This window comes from Actinosynnema sp. NPDC020468 (genome assembly GCF_040642015.1).
GTDB lineage: Bacteria > Actinomycetota > Actinomycetes > Mycobacteriales > Pseudonocardiaceae > Actinosynnema.
Window position 1 is genome coordinate 1 of record NZ_JBFAEO010000060.1, and the last position, 24033, is coordinate 24033.

The 24033-nt window shown below is 71.3% G+C and carries 17 protein-coding genes; 5 read left to right on the forward strand and 12 right to left on the reverse strand.

The features are described 5' to 3' along the window. Nucleotides 1–222 precede the first annotated feature (222 nt). The 4 genes from AB0G50_RS31300 to AB0G50_RS31315 all read left to right on the forward strand — a co-directional run bounded on the left by AB0G50_RS31300 (nt 223) and on the right by AB0G50_RS31315 (nt 10504). Nucleotides 223–1152, forward strand: a complete 930-nt coding sequence (locus AB0G50_RS31300) for an NAD(P)/FAD-dependent oxidoreductase (RefSeq protein WP_360115912.1) — start codon at nt 223–225, stop codon at nt 1150–1152. Between the two features lie 474 nt (nt 1153–1626). After that, nucleotides 1627–9678 carry a polymorphic toxin-type HINT domain-containing protein gene (locus AB0G50_RS31305; protein ID WP_360115915.1) on the forward strand — a complete coding sequence of 2684 codons (8052 nt, stop codon included), beginning with the start codon at nt 1627–1629 and terminating at the stop codon, nt 9676–9678. Beyond that, nucleotides 9675–10205: a barstar family protein gene (locus tag AB0G50_RS31310; protein WP_360115918.1), complete on the forward strand. Its 531-nt coding sequence runs from the start codon at nt 9675–9677 to the stop codon at nt 10203–10205. The genes AB0G50_RS31305 and AB0G50_RS31310 overlap by 4 nt, the downstream gene beginning before the upstream one ends. Next, nucleotides 10205–10504 (forward strand): hypothetical protein, encoded by a 300-nt coding sequence (locus tag AB0G50_RS31315; protein WP_360115921.1) that lies wholly within the window; start codon nt 10205–10207, stop codon nt 10502–10504. Before AB0G50_RS31310 ends, AB0G50_RS31315 begins: the two co-directional genes overlap by 1 nt. Nucleotides 10505–10600: 96 nt before the next feature. On the opposite strand, the gene AB0G50_RS31320 is transcribed toward AB0G50_RS31315, so the two are convergent. The 12 genes from AB0G50_RS31320 to nudC form a co-directional block, all read right to left on the reverse strand. Beyond that, on the reverse strand, nt 10601–10900 hold the full coding sequence (locus AB0G50_RS31320; protein WP_360115924.1) for a hypothetical protein: 300 nt from the start codon (nt 10898–10900) through the stop codon (nt 10601–10603). A 9-nt stretch (nt 10901–10909) separates the two neighbouring features. Beyond that, complete coding sequence (locus AB0G50_RS31325; protein ID WP_360115927.1) at nt 10910–12169, reverse strand: ATP-grasp domain-containing protein; 1260 nt, start codon at nt 12167–12169, stop codon at nt 10910–10912. A gap of 46 nt (nt 12170–12215) precedes the next feature. Next, on the reverse strand, nt 12216–13484 hold the full coding sequence (locus AB0G50_RS31330) for an MFS transporter (protein WP_360115930.1): 1269 nt from the start codon (nt 13482–13484) through the stop codon (nt 12216–12218). A 24-nt stretch (nt 13485–13508) separates the two neighbouring features. Beyond that, a complete protein-coding gene (locus AB0G50_RS31335; RefSeq protein WP_360115932.1) occupies nt 13509–14759 on the reverse strand; it encodes an ATP-grasp domain-containing protein in 1251 nt (416 codons plus the stop codon). Beyond that, nucleotides 14756–16090, reverse strand: a complete 1335-nt coding sequence (locus tag AB0G50_RS31340) for an aspartate aminotransferase family protein (protein ID WP_360115934.1) — start codon at nt 16088–16090, stop codon at nt 14756–14758. Before AB0G50_RS31340 ends, AB0G50_RS31335 begins: the two co-directional genes overlap by 4 nt. Before the next feature lie 15 nt (nt 16091–16105). Continuing rightward, nucleotides 16106–17434 carry an ATP-grasp domain-containing protein gene (locus AB0G50_RS31345; protein WP_360115937.1) on the reverse strand — a complete coding sequence of 443 codons (1329 nt, stop codon included), beginning with the start codon at nt 17432–17434 and terminating at the stop codon, nt 16106–16108. A 6-nt stretch (nt 17435–17440) separates the two neighbouring features. Continuing rightward, on the reverse strand, nt 17441–18802 hold the full coding sequence (gene purD / locus AB0G50_RS31350; RefSeq protein WP_360115940.1) for a phosphoribosylamine--glycine ligase: 1362 nt from the start codon (nt 18800–18802) through the stop codon (nt 17441–17443). A 33-nt stretch (nt 18803–18835) separates the two neighbouring features. Further along, complete coding sequence (locus tag AB0G50_RS31355) at nt 18836–19966, reverse strand: fatty acid desaturase (protein ID WP_360115942.1); 1131 nt, start codon at nt 19964–19966, stop codon at nt 18836–18838. Nucleotides 19967–19998: 32 nt separating this feature from the next. Next, complete coding sequence (locus AB0G50_RS31360) at nt 19999–20799, reverse strand: hypothetical protein (RefSeq protein WP_360115945.1); 801 nt, start codon at nt 20797–20799, stop codon at nt 19999–20001. After that, nucleotides 20796–21587, reverse strand: coding sequence for a methyltransferase (locus AB0G50_RS31365; protein ID WP_360115948.1), 792 nt, complete (start codon nt 21585–21587; stop codon nt 20796–20798). The genes AB0G50_RS31360 and AB0G50_RS31365 overlap by 4 nt, the downstream gene beginning before the upstream one ends. Before the next feature lie 428 nt (nt 21588–22015). Beyond that, entirely contained in the window at nt 22016–22492 is a 477-nt protein-coding gene (locus tag AB0G50_RS31370; protein ID WP_360115951.1) for a rhodanese-like domain-containing protein, read from the reverse strand. 13 nt (nt 22493–22505) lie between these two features. Continuing rightward, nucleotides 22506–23417, reverse strand: a complete 912-nt coding sequence (nudC, locus tag AB0G50_RS31375) for an NAD(+) diphosphatase (protein ID WP_360115954.1) — start codon at nt 23415–23417, stop codon at nt 22506–22508. A 459-nt stretch (nt 23418–23876) separates the two neighbouring features. Between nudC and AB0G50_RS31380 the strand changes: the two genes are divergently transcribed. Further along, nucleotides 23877–24017 (forward strand): hypothetical protein, encoded by a 141-nt coding sequence (locus AB0G50_RS31380; protein ID WP_360115957.1) that lies wholly within the window; start codon nt 23877–23879, stop codon nt 24015–24017. The last annotated feature ends 16 nt before the right edge of the window (nt 24018–24033 follow it).

Sequence of the window (24033 nt, forward strand, 5' to 3'; positions counted from 1 at the left end):
TGCTCGTGGGGTATCTTTTTCTGTGGTGGCTGCCCCCCCCCCCCCCCGCGGGCGCGGGCGCCGGGGGGCGGCCCCGGGGCCCCCCCCCCCCCCCCCCCCGGCCCCCGCGAGCCTCACCGTGCCGGAGAACGTGCCGAGTCCGGTAATGTCGGAGCGCTTTTTCCCGTGGGCCGCGGGGGCAACCGGAAATTCCGGCGCGGGAACGACTCGAGGGGGAACGACATGGGGTACGACGTGACCGTCGTCGGTGGCGGCGTGGCGGGGTTGAGCGCCGCGCTGGTGCTGTCGCGGGTCGGGCGCTCGGTGGTGGTGGTCGACGCCGGTCAGCCGCGGAACGCGCCGGCGGACCACCTGCACGGGTTCCTGTCCCGGGACGGCATGGCGCCGCTCGAGCTGGTGAGGACCGGGCGCGCCGAGGTGACCGGGTACGGCGGCGAGGTGGTCGAGGACCGCGTCGAGTCGGTCGGTCGGGACGCGGACGGCGGGTTCGGGGTGCGGTTGGCGGGTGGGCGCGCGCTGACCACGCGCGCGGTGCTGGTCGCGACGGGTCTGCGCGACGAACTGCCCGACGTGGCCGGGGTGCGGGAGCACTGGGGTTCGGACGTCCTGCACTGCCCGTACTGCCACGGGCACGAGGTGCGGGACCGGGCGATCGGCGTGCTGGGCGGCGACAACCGGCCGTTCACCCTGCACCAGGCGGGGTTGGTGCGGCTGTGGTCGTCGGACGTGGTGTTCTTCCCCCACCGGATCGTGCTCTCGGACGAGGAGCGCGAGCGCTTCGCGGCCCGGGGTGTCCGCGTGGTGGACGGCGAGGTGGCGCGGGTCGTGGAACGGGACGGTCGCGTCCGCGGCGTCGAGTTCGCCGACGGCCGCTCGGAGCCGCGGGACGTCGTGTTCGTCGGACCGCGGTTCGTGCCGCGGGACGGGTTGCTCACGGGGTTGGGCTGCGCGGCGGAGAACGGCTGGGTGGTGGTCGACGCCGGCGGGCGCACCAGCGTGCCGGGCGTGTTCGCGGCCGGCAACGTGGTGTCGGAGAGCGCCCAGCTGGCGAACGCGGTGGGCGCCGGTTCGGCCGCCGGCATCGCGCTGAACCACCACCTGCTCGCGGTGGACACGGAGCGGGCCGTGGCGGAGTACCGCGCGGCGCGGTGACGCGGACGTCGAACGTGCCTCGACACTCCATTGTGGATAGTCTGAAGTGGAGGGTCGAGGCGGAGGGCTGCACGAGTCCGACGGGGTCTCGTGCGGCCCGGTCCGCCGGGAGTGGGTCCGGCCGCGTCGCACGCGGGCGAGCACGGGGATCGGGTGGTCGGCGAGCCGATCGCCCACCCGGGGGAGGACCACACGCGCATCGTGGTGTGGTCGCCCGACTCGGCCCGGCACCGACTCCTCGTACCGACCCCGGCCTGCCGGACCCGGCGGGCGACGCGGGGCCGGATGGGGCAATTCCTCTGCGTCCACCAAGAACAGTCCAAGCGGGGTGTACCCAAATCCTCCGGTCCGGTTCGCTCCCCGTTCAGCCGGTCGTGTCGCTGCCGAGACCAACGGCGGTTGTACTTCCGCCTGGCAGGGCAATCCGGCGTTCTGGGGGGACGTGTGGCGGGCAGGCGCTTGGCGAGCAGACGGATGACTCGCATCGGCATCGTGGTGTCGTTCTTCCTCGGTCTGGTGGTTCCGATCACGCCACCGGCCGCGCTCGCCGACCTCCCCGTCGGGGTCGACGGCGCCGCCGCCACCACCGGTGTTCCCCAGACGGCCGTGTCGGGTGGGGACACCGGGCTCGCCGACCCTCCTCCCGCGACCGACCCGCCCGCCGGCGATCCGCGGTGGACGGTCCTCGACAAGGTGCGGACCGCGCAGGCCGAGGAGGCCGAACGGGTCAAGGCCAGGCACAGCACGACGCCCGTCGGGCGGCAGGAGGCGGCCACCGTCGAGGCGGCCGCGCCGGTGCGGGCCGTCGCGGGGGAGGACCGCAAGAGCCCCCGGCGGTTCGAGGTCGTGGCGAACGTCGACCCCTGCGCGCCCATCGGGACGGAACAGTGGTTCGCGCGCTACGGCGACGGCGCGTTGCTGACCACGCCCACCAACACCACCGCCGGCACGGCGCGGGTCGGGCTCACCAACCTGGGGTCGCAGACCTGGCTCGCCGGGCACACCTACCTGGGCTACCAGTTGTTCACCGACGCCGGTGTCGCGGTACCGGGCAACTACCCGCTGACGCCGGTGCCGTTCCTGGCGCGCAACCAGTCCACCACCGTCACCGCGACCATCGGGCAGCTCGCGCCCGGCTCGTGGCGGATCGCGTGGGACGTCTACGTCGACGGCCTGGGGTGGTTCTCCGCCAACGGTGTCTGCGCCATGACGATCCGGTACACGATCCAGAACCAGCCGCCGAACCTCACGCTCCAGCTGCCGCCGAACTACGGCACCGTCACGACCCGCATGCCCACGCTGTCGGTGACCGGCTCGGACGTCGACCAGTGGCCCGGTGGCGCGCTGTCCTACCAGTTCACCGTGTGCCGCGACGCCGCGCTGACCCAGTCCTGCCACACCTCGGGGTGGCAGACCGGCACCGGGTACCCGCTCCCGCAAGGGGTTCTGGCCTGGAACGACGTCTTCTTCTGGTCCGCGCGGGTCAGCGACGGCAACAAGACCACCCCGGCCGTCGGCTGGGCGCCGCCCAACCAGGTCACCGCGGTCGTCCCCGCGCCGGAGGCCTGGCGGACCGTGGGCACCGGGCTCGGCATGGTCACCATCGCCGGAGTGGTGCTGCCGTACGGGATTTGGCTGCACAGCGAAACCGACGCCACCGTGAACGCCACCGGGTTGCCGCTCCGCGTGCAGCGCACCTACTCCACGGGCGCCAAGAACACCGCGGGCGCGTTCGGTCGCGGCTGGATGTCGATGTTCGACGCCTCCGCCCAGCAGAGCCAGGACGGTCAGCTGATGACCGTCACCTACCCCGACGGCCGCCAGGAGATCTTCGGCCGGCAGGGCGCCGGCTGGGTGACCCGCGCGGAAACCGGCTCCACGAACCGGTTGTCGATCGACGGTGCCGGCGTCGTGACCCTGCGGGAGTCCGCGCAGGAGGTGCTGACCTACGGCCCGGCGGGCGAACTGCGCTCGATCGCCTCCGCGGGCGAGGGCTCGATCGTGTTCGGCCGCAACGCCGCGGGCCAGGTGACGACGGTGACCCACCAGCCGTCCGGCCGCGTCCTCACCGTCTCCTGGACGACCAACCAGGGCAACGGTTGTGCCGCCGGCATCCCGCCGATGATCGGCGAGATCGCCACCGAGGCGCCGTTCGCGGGCGCGGACGTGCCGCGCTGGACCTACCGCTACTCGTGCGGCGCGCTGTCGTCGGTGACCAACCCGCTGGGCGAGATCGTCGGCTACAACACCGGCGCCGACGTGCAGAACTGGTGGCGCAGGTCGAGTGAGAACCGGACCGTGAAGCAGCCCAACGACAGCGGCTGGAGCGATTCCCAGGCGTGGTCCAACAAGTTCGACTCGCGCACGATCCACGCGGACCTGCCGGACGGCTCCACGACGTTGATCAGCATGGCCAAGGCGAACCCGGCCTACTACGACGACTACCTCAACCAGTACAACTCGCTCGGCGGCGTGATGCTGGAGGCCAACGCCGGCTACCGGACCTCCGCCGGGTTCCCGACCGGCGACGTGGCCCAGAACCACCAGACCTACCGCTTCGATGAGCTGAACCGCCTCCGCACCCTCCAGTCCGGCGGGGCCTTCACGCACAACGGCCCGACGCGGTCGTGGAGCTACAACGAGGTCAACGGCCACTTCGACGGCTTTTTTGACGAGAACCGCAACGGCTTCGAGGCCACCTGGGACGCCTACGGCAACCAGAACGGCCGCTTCACCATGCGCGACGCGTCGACCCAGGTGACCCACACGTCGCAGTACGACGAGGTGCCCGGCCTGCCCGCGGGCGAAACCAGGATGAAATACCTGTCGATCACGCCGAGGCAGGACAACGCCCTCAACTACGACCAGTTCGGCTACGACACCCAGGGCAGGCTGACCCGCAGCACGGGCAACCCGACCCCGGAGAACCCGAACGGCGCGAGCGCGACCTACACCTACACCACGGGCGCGGAGGCGGCCGTCGGCTCGCGGCGCGGTGGCAGCGGTGGCGGCACCATGCCCGCCGGGTTGACGCGCACGACCGTCGAGGGCGGCGTCACCACGACCTACGACTACAACGCCAACGGCGACCTGAGCCAGGTCCGGCTCCAGAACGGCAAGCGCGACGTCTACGACTACGACAACCTCGGCCGTCGCACGCACGTCATCGAGTACACCAACGCCTACCCGGCGGGGATCACCACGCGGTACTACGTCGACCCGATCGGCCGGGTGGTCAGCGAACTGCACCCGCCGACGACCAACCTGGTCACCCAGAGCACCGCGCAGCGCCGGGTGTGCCGGGTGTACGACCGGGACGGCTTCGTGGTGCGGACCGTCGAGAGCGGCTCGACCGACCAGTGCCCGCTGATCACCCTCGAGCGGCGGCCCGGCGAGCGCACCACCGAGACCTCGTACGACAACGCGGGCCGCGTCACCAGGGTGGTCGACGCGGCGGGCGGCGTCACCACCTACACCTTCGGCCTCGACGGCGTCTGGTACGACGGCGTCCCGCTGCTGCCGCTGTTCCCCAACGGCCTGCCCTACGACCGGGCGGTCACCCGGGTCACGACGCCGGAGAACCGGGTCACCGAGAGCGTGTTCGTCCGGGGCCGGGTGGTCGAGACCCGCAAGTCCGGTGTCACCGGCTCGGTCACCCTCGCCACGCGCAACGTCTACGACGTCGCGGGCCGGCTGACCGAGCAGTCGGACGCGCTCGGTCGGAAGACGAGGTTCGACTACACCTGGGACGACCAGCTCGCCTCGGCGACGCAGCTCGCCGTGCGGCAGCCCGACGGCAGCCTGCGCGACGTGCCGCTGTTCACCCGGCAGTACGACGGCGCCGGTCGGGTCACCTCCGAGGTGACCGGCGGCGTGCGGCGGCTCGACTCGTACTACGACGGCGAGGGCAAGCTGGTCGACACCACGCTCGACGCCACCGGTCTCGACCAGAAGGCGCACCGGGTCTACAACGGACGCGGTCAGCTCGCCAGGATCGTGCTGAGCGGCGGCGGGAAAACCGTCGAGTCGAGCTGGTGCCCGGCCGTCCTGGGTCCGCCGACCTGCGAGGTCGTCGGCTCGACCACCCAGTCCTCGCAGGTGACGAGCTACACCAGGGACCAGCGCGGCCTGCCGGTCGGCGTCGTCCCGCCGGAGGGCCACAAGATCGACTGGGAGGACCCGGCCCAGGTCACCTACGACAACACCTTCGACGAACTCGGCCGGCTCACGAAGACGACCGCGCCGCAGGTGCAGGCGCAGGAGAACGGCGGCGCCCCGGTCACCGCGCGACCGACGCAGACGTTCGGCTACAACGTGTTCGGCGAGCGGACGCACGTCAAGGACGCCAAGGGCAACGTCACCGAGACGCTGTACGACGACGCCGGCCGCCAGGTCGAAACCCGGGCGCCCGGCTACACCCCGCCGGGTTCCTCGTCGGTGCTGTACCCGGTGGCCAAGCGGGCGTACAACCTCGCCGGCGACCTGATCAGCAGCACCGACCCGGACAACCGGGTCACCGAGTACGAGTACAACGGCGCGGGTCTGCTGTTCCGGGTCAAGGAACCCGACGCGGGCCAGGGCCGACCGGTCACCGAGTTCGGGTACGACAACGCCGGCCAGTCGACCCACGTCGTCGGGCCGACCGGCGCGCGGACCGAGTTCGCCTACGACGGCCTCGGCCGCCAGGTCGCCACGACCTCCGTGGTGCGCCAACCGAACGGCAGCTCGGCGCGCTACACGACCGCCTACGAGTACGACGACGTCGGCAACGTGACCGCCACCGTGTCGCCGAGCGGCGCCCGGCACACCGCCGAGTACGACAAGGCGGGGCGGGTCACCAAGGTGTGGGCGCCGGGCGTGACCAACCCGACGGCCTACGAGTACGACGTGGCGGGCCGGACCACGAAGGTCACCGATCCCGCCGGGCGCGCGTCCGTCACCGACTACGACGAGCCGGGCCGGGTGACCGCGACGCGGCACCTCGCGCCCGGCGGCGCGGTGCTGGACGAGACCACCTACGCGCACAACGTGCCCAACACGGTCACCGCGCGGTGGAACGACACCCACCTCAGCACGTTCTACGACATGCTCGGCCGGGAAACCGGTGCGGCGCAAGCGTTGCCGGACGGCACCGTGCTCTCCTCCCAGACCGGCTACGACGTGCTGGGCAACGTCACGTCGAGCACCGACGGCAACCACCGGTCGACCGTCATGACCTACAACACGATCGGTCTGCCGGAGACGATCACCGAACCGTCGACGACGGCCCACCCGGCGGTGTCCGACCGGCGCTGGACCGCGACCTACGACCGGGCCGGCGCGCAGACGAAGCTGGTCAAGCCGGGCGGCGTCACGGTCGACTCGACCTACGACGCGCTCGGCAGGCGTACCGCGGAGCACGGCTACGGCGGCGGGGTCGCCGACACCACCCGCTCGTTCGGCTACGACCTCACCGGGCGGATGACCTCGGCGACGAACCCGGCGGGCACGATCGACTTCACCTACTCCGACCGGGGTTCGCTGCTGTCGTCGGTCGGCCTGCACACGTCGAGCACGTTCGAGTACGACGCGAACGGCGCGATGACCGTGCGGCGCGACCCGTGGGCGACCACGACGGTCGGCTACCGGCCGGACGGGCAGATCGCCACGCTGGCCGACTCGCTCCAGAGCACGACGAGCACCTACAACTACTCGACGCTCACCGGCGCGCTGAACTCGACGTCGCTGTCCAACGGCGTGTCCACGCGGTGGCAGTACGACGGGCGCGGCCGGGTCAGCGGTGTCGCCGCAACGAACGCCGCGGGCGCCGACGTCTTCCGCGCGGTCTACGGCTACGACTCGCGGGGCAACCTCACGTCGAACGACGTCCAGGTCGGCCCGCCGTCGGGCGGCACGTACACCTACGACAAGGCCGACCGGCTGACGTCGTGGACGCCCGAGGACGGCGCGCCCGAGCGGCGCTACACGTGGGACGCCAACGGGAACCGCACCAAGGAGACCACGGTCGTCGGCGGCACCCCGGTGCAGACCGGCTCGTGGACCTACGACGAGCGCGACCGGCTCACCTCGTCCAGCACCGTCGCGAGTGGACAGACGACGAACCGGACGTACGGCTACAGCCCGCGCGGCGGTCTGCTCTCGACGGCCGTCGCCGGCGGGTCGACCTCGACGTCGACGTTCTCCGCGTTCGAGGAGCTGGTGTCCGACGGCGGGGTGGGCTACGGCTACGACGCCCTGGGTCGCGTGACGTCGCGCGGCGCGGGGGAGTTCTGGTACGTCGGGTTCGAGCGCGACGCGATCAACGCGCTCGGGCAGCTCGACCGGCGCGACCCGGCGGGCAGGCTGGTCGCCTCGTGGGTCGGCGGCGAGTCGGCGGTGCCGGTGTCCAACCCGCACGGCGACGTGGTCGGGTGGAACCCGGTGGGGCAGACGTCGGCCGCGCCGAGGCCGTTGCGCGGGACGACCTCCTACGACCCGTTCGGCGCGCGCGTCGCGAGCACGGGCGACCAGTCCGCGCGCGGCTTCCAGAGCGACTGGACGGACCCGACCACCGGCCGGGTGTACATGGACAGCCGCTGGTACACCCCGTCGACCGGGTCGTTCGTCTCGCGCGACTCGGCGGACGTGGCCAACCGGTACGCCTACGGCGACGCCAACCCGACGAGCAACGTCGACCCGGACGGGCACAAGCCTTACCCGATGGTGTGCCAGAACGGGGGCGCGTGCGAGGTCGGCTACCGCAACACGGCCACCAACCAGTACACGACGCCCGACCAGCTGGCGATGCAGTGGGCGCCGTTCGCGGTGCTCAGCCGCAGCCAGAAGCACCAGTTCGTGACCGGCGAGAGGCACCTGATCGAGTTCTACTCCTCGGGCGGCGACGCGCTGGTCGAGAAGCTGGTCGAAACGCTGATCGACAAGGTGTACGACAAGGCGCTGGCGGAGCCCCTCGCCGCGGCGGTGCTCGGCTCGATCCTGGGCGCGGAGGCGCCGGAGTGGGCCGTCGGGTTGGGCGCGGCGGCGCTGATGGAGGGCGTCAAGTGGCTGCTCGGCCCGCTGCCGGACGTCCTCTACGACGCGAGTGAGAAGGACTACTTCCGCCCGCTGGTCGGCGGCAAGATCTTCTGGTGCGGCTGTCCGGACCCGGTGAACACGCCGACCGGGAGAACCGTGCAGACGCCCGGGAAGCCGCCGACACCGAAACCCGTGCCGGTGCCACCGGGCACGACGACCGCGCCACCGCCTCCACCGCCGCACGTCGTGTTCCAGACGACGCTGTCGCTCGTGGGGTCCTGGTCGACCTGGTCGACCTACCACACGTCGACCCGCCGGTACGTGCGGCTGGACAACTACAGCCAGACGTGGTCGGACACCGTGACCGGGTGGTCGAACGGCCGGATCTCGGACACCGGCTGGCGGATGACGGCGTGGTCGCACGGGTGGCAGTACTGGTGGGCGCCGACCGTCGACCCGTTCCGGGTCTCCGGCGACTGGACCGGCGGTGTCCTCCCGTGGGCGGGGACGACCGACCAGGGGTGGGCGGCACCGGGCGCCACCGGCAGGTGCGGCCTCACCGGCACGCTCACGTCGTGCCTGGCCGAGGTCAGCGCGCCACCGGTCGGCGGCGGTTGTGCCGGCGTCGACGCCACCGTGCAGTCGTGCGCGCCGGTCGCGCCGGTGCCGGGCGCCAAGCCCGCGGTGCGCGAGGCGGGCGGTGCGCAGGGTTGCGCGCCGAACAGCTTCACGCCGGAAACCCCCGTGCTGATGGCGGACGGCACGCACCGCCCGATCGGGCAGGTGCGGGTCGGCGACCGGGTGCGGGCGACCGATCCGGTGACCGGCGTGACCCGGGACGCCGCGGTCCTCGACGTGATCGTCGGCAGCGGGTCGAAGCACCTGGTGTCGGTGGACTTCGGCGGGCGGTCGGTGCTGACGGCGACCGACAACCACCCGTTCTGGACGGGTGACCGGTGGGTCGAGGCCGGCGACCTCGCCGCGGGCGACCACCTGGTGACCGCGACCGGCGGCACGGAGACGGTGGTCGGCACGCGTGACCACTCGGCGTTCCGGACGGTGTTCAACCTGACGGTCGAGGGCGTGCACACGTTCTTCGTCGGCGAGGACGACGTCCTCGTGCACAACTCGGGCGACGGTTCGACCGCCGGTCCGTTCTGCGGTGTGCACGGCGGCGACACCGGAAGCCCGGAGCCCCTGGGCGTGTTCGAGGGTCCCGCGCCGCAGAGCGCGCACGACATGCTGGCCATGGTGAACTCCCGCGAGGGCGGCATCGGGCAGGTGCCGGGGTACATCGGCAACAAGGGCTGGGGCAACAACCGCGACACCCTCCCCGGCGGGAAGTACCGGGAGTGGGACGTCAACCTCACCGCGAGCCTGCCGACGTGCGTGGTCTGCGGCCGGCCGATCCGCGGCCCGGAACGCCTGGTGACGCCGAGGGGCGGCCCCGGCCCGAGTTACTACACTCCGGACCACTACCGGACGTTCTACTACGTGGGGCCGAGCACATGACGGAGGACGGAGTCCCCGGTTTCGCGAGCACCGATCCGCCGTGGGTGGTGATCGCGCGGCCGGGTGACCCCTCGGTCGCGGCCGGTCTGGCGCGCTTCGAGGAAGCAGGCGGCGTCGTCCGACACCTGGACGGCGCGGTGATGCGGTCCGAGGCGGAGCTGTTCGCCGAGTTCGCCCGCGTGCTGACGTTCCCGGGCTACTTCGGCCGGAACTGGGACGCGGTGGTGGACTGCCTGGGCGACCTGCACGGCGACTGGCACGGCGACGCGGACGTGGTGGTCGTGGTGCGATCCGCGGACACGGTCCTGTCGACACCCTTCGCGGGCGTCTTCGCGTCGGTGCTGTGCCAGGGCGCCGAGCGGGCCAACGCCTCGACCGACCTGGACGGCCTTCCGCTGGACGACACCCCGTTCGCCCTCCACTTCGTGCTGGAGGCGGGCGTGCTCGGTCCTCGGGAGATCGTCGAGGCGGTCACGTGGCGGGATTCGGTCGTCACGCGCCGGGGCGACCTCGTCCTGGTGACGTGATGCCCGACCGAGCGCGGGTGTCGACGGGGGAGGCCGACGGTCCGCTGCCGAGGTGGGCGGTCGTGGACGGTGTCGTGGTGGCCCACCTGCCCCACGGCCTCCGGGTTCGCGTCCCGTCGGGCGAGATCGGCGTGGTGGACCGCGTCCTGATCTCCGACCTGGTCGTCGGCGCGTCCGAATGGCCCGCGGTCGGGTCCACCCTGACAGTCGTGGGCGCCGGCTGCACGACGGGCGGGCAGTCGAGGCTCAGCGCTCGCAGATCCGACGTCGAGACCGCGCCGGAACGGCGATCGCGGTGACGGCGATCGCGCTCTTGCGCCGGTAGCGCGATCGGGCGCGCCCCGTCGCGTGGTCGGACGGGTGCCGGGCGGTCGCCGGCACGCCGTCCGCCGAAGTCAGTCCAGGACCACCGCGATCAGGTTGGTGAACGCGGCGACCATGTCCGGTGGGCAGCCGTCGAGGTCGCCGTCCACCGCCTCGCAGCACACCCGCGCGGCGCGGATCAGGTGTCGGGGTTGGGGCGGGGTCAGGTAGTACTGGAACTGGAGCATTTCCAGCGGTGCCGCCAGTTGGATCAGGACGTGTTCCGGGATTTCCAGCAGCCAGTTGTCGAAGTCGTCCGCCTCGACCACCGCGCGCACCGCGGACCTGACCTCGGCCGTGTCCAGGTGTTCCGACGTGTTCCTCTGCCGCACGATCCGACCTCAGATCTGTTCGTCCTGGTAGTGGATCGGGGTGTAGCCCGCCAACTTCTCGAAGTCGCGGTAGAGCTGGTCGTAGTCGGAGTTCCACACCAGGAACGTGCCGCCGTTGTCGACCAGGGACTCGCCCTTCTGGATCTCCCCGCCCTCCACGGCCTTCCACTTCATCTCGAACTCGCTCGTCACGTCCGGCTCCACCAGCCGGGCCACGACGCCGGGGCGCTTCGGGATCACCGCGTCGAAGCAGTAGACCTGCTCCTGGTCCCACGGGCGGCTTTCCAGACCGGCCTCGATCTCGAAGGCGAGGTTGAGCAGGGCGACCGCGTAGTTCAGCTGCATGGCGGCGAGGCCCGCGAGGCCCTTGAAGCGGGCGCCCACCTCGAGGAAGACCAACTCGTCGTCCTTGGTGTGGAACAGCTCCAGGTGGCACGCGCCGTCGAGCCAACCCAGGGCGTCGAGCACCGTCTCGGTGAACCGGATCATCCGCGGCACGCGGGGGTCGGTGTCGATCAGGTTGATGTCGGCGTTGACCCGGCCGCGCTGGACCTCCGTCGAGTTCACCAGGTACTCGGTGACGCCGCCGAAGACCGTGGTGCGGTCCTTCGACACCAGGTTGACGCTGTACATGGTGCCGTCGATGTGCTCCTCGTACTCGTACGCGCGGCCCAGTTCGCCGGGCAGCGCGAGGAACTCCTCGCGGGCGAACACCTTGTACACGCCGTCCGCCGAGGCCGCGTCGACCGGCTTCACCACGAACGGCAGGCCCACGTCCGCGGTGATGCGGTCGAAGTAGGCGTTCGCGTCGGACCGGAACGCCTCCGGGTCGAAGTGGGCGAACCGGGGCACCCGCAGGCCGGTGCCGGCGAGCTTGGTCTTCATCAGGCACTTGTCCCGGTACGGCAGCAGCTCGTCGTGGGTCGGGCCGGGCAGCCCGAACTCCTCGCGCAGCCGGCCGGTCAGCAGCATGTTGCGCTCGTCGAACGAGTGCACCGTCAGCACGCCGGTGCCCGGGTCGTCCGCGATCTCGCGGAGCACGGCCCTGGTCGCCTCGGCGTCCACCACCGACGACTCGCTGTTGGACTCGTTGATCGCGCCGCCGGGCACCACGTGGATCGCGTGGAAGTACGCGCGTTCCACGGGACCGACGTTCACCGCGTCGCGTTCGGAGAAGATCCCGACGAACCGGACCCCGTCCGGGTCGACGAGCAGGTCGTGCCGGAACACGCCGAACCCGCGGGTTGAGATCACTACCACGGTTTTCACTGGTGACTCCTGTCGGAATGGGATCTCGACCGTCCTCTTCGGACGGTCACGTTCGCGCCGCCCGCAGGCCCGTCCGCCGTTCGAGGTTCGCCAGCAGCGGCAGTGCCAGCAGGCTCAGGACGAGCAGGAACAGCATCGGCAGCACGGGGCCGAGGCCCAGCAGGAAGGTCAGCAGAGCGGGTGCGGCCACCTCTCCCAGCGCCCAGGACATCTGGTAGGTCGCGAGGTAGCGACCCCTGATGTGGTCCGGCGGCATCGACACGGAGAGCGTGTCGATGGGCGGGAAGCCGACGGTCTCGCCCGCGGTGAAGACGACCATCGCGACGAACAGCCCGACGAACGTGAGCCAGTCGGGCGTCGTGTAGATCAACGCGAACAGCCCGAACGCCAGCGCGTTCAGCAGCGAGGCCACCATGATCACCCGGGTCGGCCGGAACCGCTCGGCCTGCCGGGCGACCAGCGTCTGGGTGAGCGACACCTGGAGGGTGTTCACCACGATCAGCACGCCGGCGATCCACGCGTCGAGCTCCAGCGCCTCGACGATGTAGATCGCCAGCAGCACCTTGATCAGCATCTGGGCGAAGACCAGCGTGGTGTTGACGCCGATCAGGACGGTGTAGGCGTGGTCGCGCAGCACCGTCGCGTAGCCGCCCCGGGCGGGCTCGGCGGCCTCCACCGGTGGTGTGTCGGCGGCCGGCGGCTCGTCGGCCCGCACCGGGTGCCACAGGTGCAGCAGCGTCGCGGCCAGCACGTAGCTCGCCGCGTTGCCGATCACGATGAGCCGCAGGCCGTCGGTGTCGCCCAGCGCGAAGGCGAACGCGGACAGCGCGCCGCCGAGCCCCATCGCGGTGTTGCGCAACGCGGTGAGGAAGCCGAACCACCGGGTCCGCAGGTCCTTCGGCGCGGCGAGGACCACCAGACCGCCGCTGGAGGTCCAGTACGTGGTGTGCCCGACCTGGACCAGGAAGGTGACGAGGACGATCTTCCACACCGAGTCGGCGAGCAGGAAACCCAGGTAGCCCACCACCGACAGCAGGTTGGCCCACGTGGCGGTGCGCCGCGCGGTGAACCGGTCGATGAGCAGGCCCGCCACCACCGCCGCCGGCAGCGCGAGCAGGCGGGCGGTGGTGATCGCCAGGCCGATGACGGCCAGCGGCACCGAGGTCGTCTTGGCGAAGTAGACGACGGTGAACGCCAGCACCAGGCCGGTGCCGACGCTGTCGATGAGGGTCGCGCCGACGAACTTCGTGTTGCCGGTCAGTCTCGGTACACCGAGCTTCGCCCAGACGGTTTCCGGTGCGGGTGTGTCGGTCACGGTGGTTTCCGCCCTCTTCCGTGCTCAGTCGGTCGCGGCGCGGGGCACGACGCGGATCCTGGACAGCAGCGACTCGCACAGCTCCACCGCGCTCGCGGTGTCCTTCGCGGTCACCAGCAACTGCGCGTGCCGGCCGAAGTTGTCGTCCATCCGCTCGACGACGTCGCCGACCGCGACCGACACGTCGAGGTCGAGGACACCGGGGTGGGCGCGGACCTCCTCGACACCGTGCACGGCGGCGACCACCCCCGGCTCGGCGGTGAGGAACCGGGTCGCGGCGGCGCCCCGCGGCGCGGGACGTTCGGCGATCTCGGGCAGCCGACCGGTCGGCCACCCCACCGCGTACCGCTCGATGTCCACCCCGTACACGGCCTCGACCAGGTCCATGATCCGGTCGCCCGCCACCCGGTCGTGGCCCTCGATGATCCGCGGCCCGTCCGCCGAGAGCCTGATCTCGGTGTGGCCGACCCCGTCGAGCAGACCCATCGCGGTGAGGAAGCCGGCGGTGTGGTCGACCACCGCCCGCTCGTCGGACCCGGTGAGCGGCGCGGGCTGGGCGTGGCCGACCTCGGTGAACCCGCTCTGCGTCTTCTCGGTGACCGCGAGCACGACGTGGTTGCCCTTGAAGGAGAAGCTCTCGACGCTGTACTCGGGGCCCTCGACGTACTCCTCCGCCATGAACTCGCCGAGCGGGTAGAACGTCGCCATCGGGAGGTCGCCGCGCTCGCGCAGCGAGGCCAGCCGGTCCCACACCGGTTCGGCGTCCTGCTCCGCGTCCACCAGCGCGGCGCCGCGGCTGCCGGTGCCGTCGGTCGGCTTGACCACGACCGGGTAGCCGTGCCGGGAGCCGAAGGCCCGGATGTCCTCGGCGCTCGCCACCGGCGCGGCCGCCACGGACTCGAAGCCCACCGCGTGCAGCCGCTCGCGCATCCCGAGCTTGTCGTGGAACCGCCGCGCGACCTCGTACGACGTGCCCGGCAACCCGAGCACGTCGTTGATCCGGCCGGCCAGTTCGGTCGCCTGCTCGACCAGCGTCACGACCGCGGTGAACCGGTACGCCTCGTGCGCGGCCACCACGATCGGCCGGGTCAGCTCCCAGTCCAGGTAGTCGATCAGCAGCAGCGCGTCGGCCGCCTCGGCCTGCCCGGGTTGCAGCCGCTCCCTGTGCTGGAGCAGCACCACCCGCAACCCGAGTGCCTTGGCCTTCTCGACGGCCTGCAACCGGCCGCCGATGATCAGCAGGGTGCCCGGCTCGGACCCGTTCCCGGCGGTCATGCTTCGTCGTCCTCCGTCACGCGGGGACCGTCGCCCCACTCGTCGTAGATGGCGTCCACCAGCACTTCCAGCCCGCGCCGCAACTGCTCGTCGGCGATGGTCAGCGGTGGCAGGAGCTTGACGACCTCGCTGTCGCGGCCGCTGGTCTCCACGATCAGCCCGCGCTCGAAGCAGCGCCGGGACACCTTGGCCGCGGAAATGCCCGACCCGCGCAGGTCCAGACCCCAGATCAGGCCGAGGCCGCGGAGCGCGACGTCGAACCGGGCCACCACGTCCCGCCGCAGGTGCTCCTCCACGAGCGCGCCCTTGCGGGCCACCTCGGCGGCGAAGTCCGGTTCGCGGCCGTCGGACCAGTACCGCCTGATCGCCGCCGTCGCGCCGACGAAGGCGAGCTGGTTGCCGCGGAACGTGCCGTTGTGCTGGCCCGGCCGCCACACGTCGTGCTCCGGCTTCATCAGCACGAGCGCCATCGGCAGCCCGTAACCGCTGATCGACTTCGACAGGGTGACCAGGTCGGGGGTGATCCCCGCGCGCTCGAACGAGAAGAAGCCGCCGGTGCGCCCGCAGCCGACCTGGATGTCGTCCACCACCAGCAGGATCCCGTGCTCGTCGCACCACCGGCGCAGGCCGACCAGGAAGTCGACCGGCGCGACGTAGACGCCGCCCTCGCACTGCACCGTCTCCACGATCACCGCGGCGGGCTTCTCCACCCCCGAGCTGGGGTCGCGGACCACCCTGTCCAGCAGGTCGAGGCTGTCGAACGCGCCGAGCGGCGAGTCCGGGTACGGCACGTGGACGACCTTCGGCAGCGTGGCGTACAAGCCGCGCTTGAAGTACTCCGACCCGGTCGCGGCGAGCGATCCCGTGCTGACGCCGTGGAACGCCCCGCTGAACGCGACCACCGTGTCCCGCCCGGTGGCCAGCCGGGCGACCTTCAACGCGGCCTCGACCGCGTTCGTCCCCGAGGGGCTACAGAACTGCACCCGGTAGTCGAGGCCGCGCGGTGCGAGCACGGCCGAGCCGAAGGTGTCGAGGAACTCCGACTTCGCGGTGGTGACGAGGTCCAGCGCGTTGGTCACGCCGCCGCGCTCCAGGTAGGCGATCAGCTCGCGCTTGATGAACTCCGGGTTGTGCCCGTAGTTCAGCGAGCCGGCGCCCGCCAGGAAGTCGAGGTAGGACGTGCCGTCCGGCGCGTGCAGGAACTCACCGCCCGCGGTGTCGAACACGGCCGGGAACGACCGCGAGTAGGAGCGCACCTCCGATTCCCGGGCGGCCACCCCGGCGGCCACCCCGACGGACAGGTCGGCGGACAGGTCCGCGGTCTGGCTCATGCGCCTCTCCTCTGCTCACCCATCGCTGTTCCGGGTGGGGAACGGTGACGGGAGGTCCTGGCCGATGAACGTGGAGTACGCCACCGAGTTGTTGGGGTTGTCGCCCAGTCGCGCGCCGTTGAAGACGACCTCGCGCCGTGCCGCCAGACCCGCCTCGTGCGCCTGCGACGCGGTGGCGCCGGTGACGATGAACATGCCGATGGCGTCCAGCTGGTCGGCCCGTCCGGTCAACCGCTCGCCGGGGCTCTTGGTGGCCCGCGGCGCGAGGCAGTGGGACGGGAACTCGATGCTGCGGAACTCGGTCGCGCCCGGCGGCGGCAGCACGACCATCTCCACCGCGAACCCGGAGTCCCGCCGCGCGAACGACAGGTCGGGCTCGATACCGCACCCGATGTCGGTCAACACCTTGCCGTAGTCGATGCCGAAGGCCGCGCCGGTGGCCACCGGCGAGCCGAATCCGGCCGACCGCGGGTTGAAGTCGATCAGCTCGACCGTCCCGTCGTCGTCCACCATGACCTCCACGTGCGTGCCGCCGTGGTGGATGCCCAGACTGCGGTGCACCGCCTCGGTCCGGGCGACGATCGCGTCGTGGTGCGGGTGGTGGTACGGGATCTGGGTGCCCTGCTCGACCACCGGGTCGGCCGCGAGCACGTAGCGCCCGGTCAGCGCGACGAACCCGACGTGGCCCCGGTGCACCATGGACTCGACCGACAGCAGTTCGCCCTCGGCCTTCTCCTCCAGCACGAAGCCGCCGTTCGCGAAGATGTACTCGCGCATCAACGGGTTCACCACGTGCACCGAGTGCACCCGGGCGACCGCGTCGTGCAGCTCGGCCGTCGTGGACACCTCGAAGCACAGCGCGCTTCCGGTGCCGTTGACCGGTTTGAGCACCGCGGCCCGGTCGAACTCCCAGCGCGTCCAGCCGAGCGCCACGTCGAGCGGGACGGACTTCAACGTCGACAGGCCCTCGGCGTAGAGCTTCGCCCGGACCCGCGCCTTGTCCAGCACCCGCCGCACGTCGGCGACGCTCGTCGTGGGCAGGCCCGCCGCGGTGCGCAGGGCCGCCTGGGCGGGCAGCGTGGCCTCGAAGACGCTGTGCGTGCCCACCACCTCGTAGCGGCTCGCCACGTCCTTGAGCACCGAGTCGACCTCGGCCTGGTCGGCCCACGACTCGACGTGGACCACCTCGTCCACCAGCCCGTCCGCGACCGCGAAGGGACCGGAGTCGCGCAGCGGGTCGTGGTTGAGCGCGACGACCCGGTGCCCCCTGGCCTTGGCCTCGCGCGCCGTCACGACCATGGCGTTCATCAGCTCGAAGAGCACGAAGGCCTGTTGCCTAGCCAAATCCGGTCACCCCTGGCTGAGAATCGGTGCCAGGCCCGCCACCGCGGACCTGCCCTGGTCGTCGCCGGCCGGCGGCCGACCCCGGTCCGCGCCCACCGCGCCGATGTCCGCGCGGTAGCGCATGCCGGCGAACTCGATGTGCCCGACCTGCTCGTAGGCCCGGCGTCTGGCCTCCGCCGAGGTCGCGCCCGCGCCGACGACGTGGACCACCCGGCCGCCGCGGGTCACCGGCGAACCACCGGCGTCCCGGGCGATCTCGGCGTGGAACACCTTGGCGCGCAACGGGTCCACCTTGTCCAGGCCGCGCACGGGCTGCCGGTCCGCGAACGGGCCGAACGGCCAGCCGGGCAGCGCCTCGGGGTCGGTCGGGTCGAGGCAGCCCTGCACGAGCGCGACCGAGCACCGGGCGAGGCCGTCGACCGCCAGGTCGTGCCGGTCGAGCTCGCCCGCCAGCACCGCGCGGCACAAGCCGGTGAAGTCGCTGACCACACCGGGCAGCACCACCTCGGCCTCCGAGTCGCCGAACCGGGCGTTGATCTCGATGACCACCGGGCCGCGGTCGGTCAGCACGGCGCCGACGTAGGCGAAACCGGTGAAGTCCAACCCCTCCGCGGCCAGCCCGCGCACCAGCGGGTCGACCAGCGCCGCGCGCAGTTCCGCGCGCAACGCCGGGCTGTCCGCCGGGTGCGGCGCCACCGAGCCCATCCCGTCGCAGTTCTTCCCGGCGTCACCCTCCAGGGCGCGCTTGTAGTCCAGCGCCAACGGCAGCATCATCGCCGTGCCGCCGGCGAGCAGCGCGAAGACCGACACCTCCGGACCGGTCAGCCGTTCCTCCACGACCAGCCGCAGCGGCCCGCCCGCCGCGGCGAACGCGTCGACCGCGGCCTCCGCCTCGGCGGCGGTGGAGCAGACCACCGAGCCGTCGCCGTTCGGGGTCAACCCGTCGATCTTGACCACGCACTGGTGCGGCAGCGCCCGGATGTGCGCCCTGGCCTCGGCCGCGTCGGTGAACACGCCGAACTCCGGGATCGGGATCCCGTGGTCGAGGCAGAACTCCTTGCCGCGCGCCTTGCTCGACTCCAACTCCGCCGCGGCCGCGGTCGGGCCGATCACCGCGTGGCCCGCCTCGCGCAACTCGTCCACGTAGCCCGCGCACAGCGCGTCGATGTGCGACACCAGGACGAACTCGACGGGCGTGGTGGCCAGGAAGTCCAGCGCGGTCCTGGGGTCGGCCACCGAGATCGAGGGCACCGGCACGATCCGGTCGTGCTCCACGACGTCGCAGCCGGGTCCGTAGTAGACGGTGACGTCCGGGTTGGTCCGGACGAACAGGTCGCAGATGGCGTGCCCGCGACCCGTCCGGTCCACCACGAGGACCCTGTTCCTTGCGTGATCCACCCGTCAGCCCCCGGCCTTCGTCGCGGAGAGCGCCGTCGACCGGTCCGCTTCCCAGTCCTGGACGCTGTTGCCGACGTACACGTGGGTCAGCAGTCCGCCCCACGCCTCGAAGTAGCGGTCGGCGTCGCCGGTGGCGAGGTCCTCGTTGCGCACCCAGGACGAGTTCGCCCAGTCGCACTTGGGACGCACGTGGTGCAGGTCGTGCTGCACCGTGTCGCCGACCAGGATGCACGTCCGGTACGGCGCGTACACCAGGGTCATCCGCAGCCACCAGCCGGTCCACGCCGCGACCCGGCGCAGCGCGCCCGCGTCCTCGACGCGCGGTGCGGGCTCACCGCAGAAGCGGCCGAACGTGAGCTGGTCGCGTTGCGCCTTGGTGAGCCGCTCGGCGTTGTCGAACAGCCACCACCGGTGCTCGCTCAACGTGTAGAGCAGCGTCTGGTTGTGGAAGAAGAACGTCACCGGCACGAACCAGAGCAGCAGCCACTGCCACCACCAGCCGGTGGCGACGAGCAGGCCGACCGTCGCGGCCAGCCACACCAGTGACATCACCAGCCGGTACGGCGGCGTGCTCGGCGAGAAGTTGGCCTTGACCCGACCGGAGAAGAAGCCCCAGTGGTGCCGCGGCGAGAACAGGGCCCGGACCATGTAGGACCGGAACTCGCTCTTGGTCATGTTCGGGCGGGCGCCCGTGTCCCGCAGGTAGAGCGTGTCGCCGTCGCGCAGCGAGCACGGGAACGCGTGGTGCACCAGGTGTTCCTGGCGGTTGCCGTCGAACGGCGGTCGCCAGAGGACGGTCGTGATGATCTCGCTGACGATCCGGTTCCCGGTGGTGGACCGGGTGAACATCTTGTGCAGCGTCTGGTGGACCACGACGACGTCGAGGCGGCGCATCCCGCCGGCGGTGACCGGCCACGAGAGCACCACGAGCGGCACCGCCGCGTAGACCGGCAGGCTCAGGCCGGCGACGCCGATCGCGACGCCGACGGCGGTCTGGACGACGCCGGCGATCAGGGCGAGCGTCGGGCGCCACAGCACCCGGGGCTTGCTCCCGGCCAAGGGCACCCCGGTGACCCAGGTGAGGAACGGTTGGACGATGCGCGGCAGATCGCGCATGGTTTCGCGTGGTTGCATGTCAGACCCCCCTAGTCCGATGCCGCCGCGGTCTACTTGCCGACGCGGGTGTCCCGCACGCCGCCGAAGAGCGTGTCGTTGGTCTCGTGCGTCAGCTCCGCCTGGAGGTCCGCGGTGCTGGCCAGGGTCATGTTCACGATCGTGCGACGGCCGTCGCCGCGGATCGGGTGCACCCGGTGCATCGTCGTGTTCGTCTTGACGACGTAGGCGTCACCGGGCTCCAGGGCGTACGAGCGGACCTGGCTGCTGATCAGCGCGCCGTACACGTCCGGGTTCTGCTTGTCCCACGAGGTGTTCGGGACCGCCTGGACGAAACCGCCCTGGGTGTAGTGCGGCGCCTCGAGCACCAGGATGATGCCGTAGGTGTAGTCGTCCCAGTGCCAGCCGTGCGTGTCACCGCTGCGGCCCAGCCGGCTGATGACGTAGTGCTCGCCCGCGTAGGGGCAGGTGTGCACCTGCTCGCCGACGACCTTGCCGACGAAGTCGAGCAGGACGGGCGCGAAGTAGAAGGCGTCGATCAGCGGACCCTCGTCCTTGATGATCGGCTGGCCGACGGTGGTCATGTTCCGCGGCGTGTTGTCGGTGATCTCGAACGTCAGGTCGTGGGTGGTGCCGTGGCGGTCGATGATGTCGCACGCCTCGTCCTTGATCTGCTCGAACATCTCCGGCGGGCACAACCCGCGCAGCGGCACGATGTGCTCCTGCTCGAAGCGCACCCGCAGCTCCGCCACCGCGTCGGGGCCGAAGGCCCGGTCGATGTGGCGGGTCATGAGGTCGTTGACGTCCGCCGCGCTCACGGCGTTCGAACGGGACAGGCCGGCGTCTGCGGTCATCGGGTCTCCTCCGGTTCACCGGTGGTGGCGGGTCGTTGGAACGCGACGGCGTGCACGGTGAAGCGGTCGCCCTCGAACGTGGCGCTTCCGCTGTCCCGGAGCCGTTCCAGGTGGCCGAGCAGGGTCTGCTTGTGCTCGGCGTAGGCGAGCAGCGGGATGTCCATCTCGTACACCTCCAGCGTGCGGGCGGTGTAGCCCCGGTTCCCCAGCTCCCGGGTGGTGCGCCCGACGTCGGCCAGCGACGAGTGCGCCACGAGCAGCGTGCCGCCCGGTGCGACCAGGTCGTCCGCGCGCGCCACCACGACGTCGTACAGGCTGCGCCCGTCGCGCCCGGCGACCAGCGCGACCTCCAGGCCCTCCGCCGTGGTGTAGCTGGGGTCGTGGGGCAGGTGCGGCGGGTTGGTGACCACCAGGTCGAACCTCCCCGTCGGCGCGTACTCCGCGAGGTCGGAGGTCACGCAGGTCAGGCGGTCGGCGTCGAGGCCGTTGCGCAGCACGTTGGCCCTGGTCGCGGCCGCCGAGGCGGTGTTGACGTCGAGCGCGGTGACGTGCGCGGCGCCGGCGGCGAGCAGTGCCACCGTGTACACCCCGGAGCCGGCGCCGACGTCCAGGACGGTCTTGTTCGCGAGTTCGAAGGTGGTGTCGGTCTGGAGCGCGCCGAGCAGGCTGAGCCCGCAGTCGGTCGGGAACAGCACCTCCTCCGGGTCCGTCACCTCGATGCGCAGCGTCGAGCCGCGGAACTCGTAGTCACCGCAGGTGGGGCGCGCGGACCAGAGGGAACCGGTCACGCCTGCCGGGAGCACTCGACGCCTCGCTTGCGTTCGCACATCGGCGACAGCCGTCATCGACTCGAGCCCTTTCGTCAGGGACGCGGGTTTGCGCAGCATGAATAACCCCGCGTCGTATCGACCACGCGGTCAAGTGGTTTGTCGGAATCCCCAGTCGGACTTCCCCAGTGACGACGCAGTACGTACACACCCCAGGTACCACTCGTCGTCGTCCGCAAGTTAACGGGTTCGTTACTTACCGGGTCAATGTGAACTGCGTCACACTTTCCCGAAAGTGTAATTATTCCACTCGACGGGCATTAGCTGTATCTGACTGCTGTTCATATTCCAGGTCACGCCGATTTATGCGGGCATTCCCCGGGTGATGGGACGACTGAATCGTTCCGGCGGTCGAGCCGAGATGTGGCCGGGCGCCTCGGATGTCCGGTTCAGCGCTGGAGGGTGATCGGGTGACCCTCACCGGATCGGGTGACAAGGATCTGCTCCGGGAGATCTCCCTCGGTCGAGTAGACCCTCTTCCAGTACTCGAGCCCGCCGATCATCTCCTTCACCCGGAGACCCGCCGCCGCCAACGCCGCGGCGGCCCTGGTTCCGGCGTTGCACGCCGGACCCCAGCCGTAGGTGACGTAAACCGAATCGCGGTCCAACATCGCCACCACGTCCTCGGTGATGTCCGCGTGCGGCAGGCTCCGGGATTCCGGCAGGTGTTCGGCCCGGTAGGCGTCGGCGGTGCGCGCGTCGATCAGCACTATTCCGGGCACACCGGCCGCGAGGTCGTGGTGCACGTCGAAAGGATCCGTCTCGCAGGAAAGCCGCACCCGCCGGAAGTAGGCCAGCGCGTCGGCCGGGTCGGCGGCCGGGAAGGCCAGCACCCGGGAATCCGCGGTCGTGCGTTCGTCGGTCATCTGCGCTCCCGTTTCACTCGTTCTCGGACAACCACTTCTCGATGAGGTGCCGGTCGATCGAATCCACCCGGTACGGCCCGCCGGCCGCCGGGTCGGCCATCCGCGCGCGCAGCTCGGCGGCGGTGAACCAGCGGCCTTCCACCAGCTCGACGCCGTCCGGCGCGATCTCGTCGGACACCGCCACGGCGCGGAACCCGAGCATCAGCCCGGCGGGGAAGGGCCAGGACTGGGACCCCTCGTAGACGACCTCGCCCACGGTGACCCCGACCTCCTCGGCCACCTCGCGGCGCACCGCGTCCTCGAGGCTCTCGCCGATCTCCACGAAACCGGCCAACGTGCTGAACCGGTCGGGCGCGGAATTCCGGTGCCGCCCGAGCAGGCAGCGGGCCGGTTCCCCGGGCAGTTCGACCAACATGATCACGGCCGGTTCGATCCGGGGGAACAACAACTTCCCGCACCCGGTGCAGACGCGGAGGTGACCGCCCTCCCGGGATTCGGCCGGACTGCCGCAGGCGCCGCAGAACCGCTGATTGCGATTCCAATGCACAATGCCCCGCGCGTAGGCGAGAAGCCCGCACTCGTCGGCGGGCAAACTCCCCACCAGGGTGCGGACGTCCACCGCGGCGTCCGCGCCGGCGAGCGCCAACGCCTCGTCCCGCGTCAACCCGGACAAATCCGCGGCGAACACCGCGTTGCCGCCGTCGACGCCCAACAACACCGATTCCCCGGCCGCCGCCACCACCGCGCCCGCCGAATCGGCGCCGGGGACGACCGGTTTCCCGTCCCGCACCAGGCAGTGGTCGCGCCACAGCGGAATCACCCGACTGCCGACACCGCCGAGGGCCTCCGCGACCCACGCGGCGTCTCCCCGCCGCCCACCAACCCGGTCCAGCGGCAGCCCGCTGTAGTACACGGTGGAACTCATCATCACCACTCTCGCCTCCGATGCGACTGCCAACATAGCCACATCGCGACCCCGTGCGGCGGGAACGCACCGCGGCCTTGTCGACCACGCAGCTCCGGGCGTTGTCAAAGTGTCTGCGTTTGAGTTTCCATCGCAATTTTCCGGTGATCACCACGACGGGCGACGCTCTCCCGCGCCGCCGAATTCCGCGCGTCCGCGAGACACCGCCACGACCCCGGCGACCGGCCGGCGCGTACCGCTGCGCGCCCTGGTCCTCCACCGCGCCAAGGGAAAGGCGTGGGAGGCGGGCAACGCCCACCTGGTCCTGCCCGCCGGCGCGGCTCGACTCGGCCCACCCGGAGGCGGAACTCCGCCGGGACGACGACAAGCGGCACCCGGTGGTGCCGCGCGACACCCCGTTCTCCGGCGCGCCCGCGCCCGCCGCGTTCCACGCCGACGGCCGAGGAGAGCGACCGGAGGTTGTTCTCCGCCTTAAAGAAGATGCTCGACCGGCCGCCGCCGGGGTTGCGGAGGTGGTCGCCCGCCCGCCGGGTGTCGGTGATCGGCTGCGTCTGCTCGAGCGCGACCCGGCTCGGGACGTTCGGCGGCCTCTTCGGGTGAAACGTCCGCGGGTGGA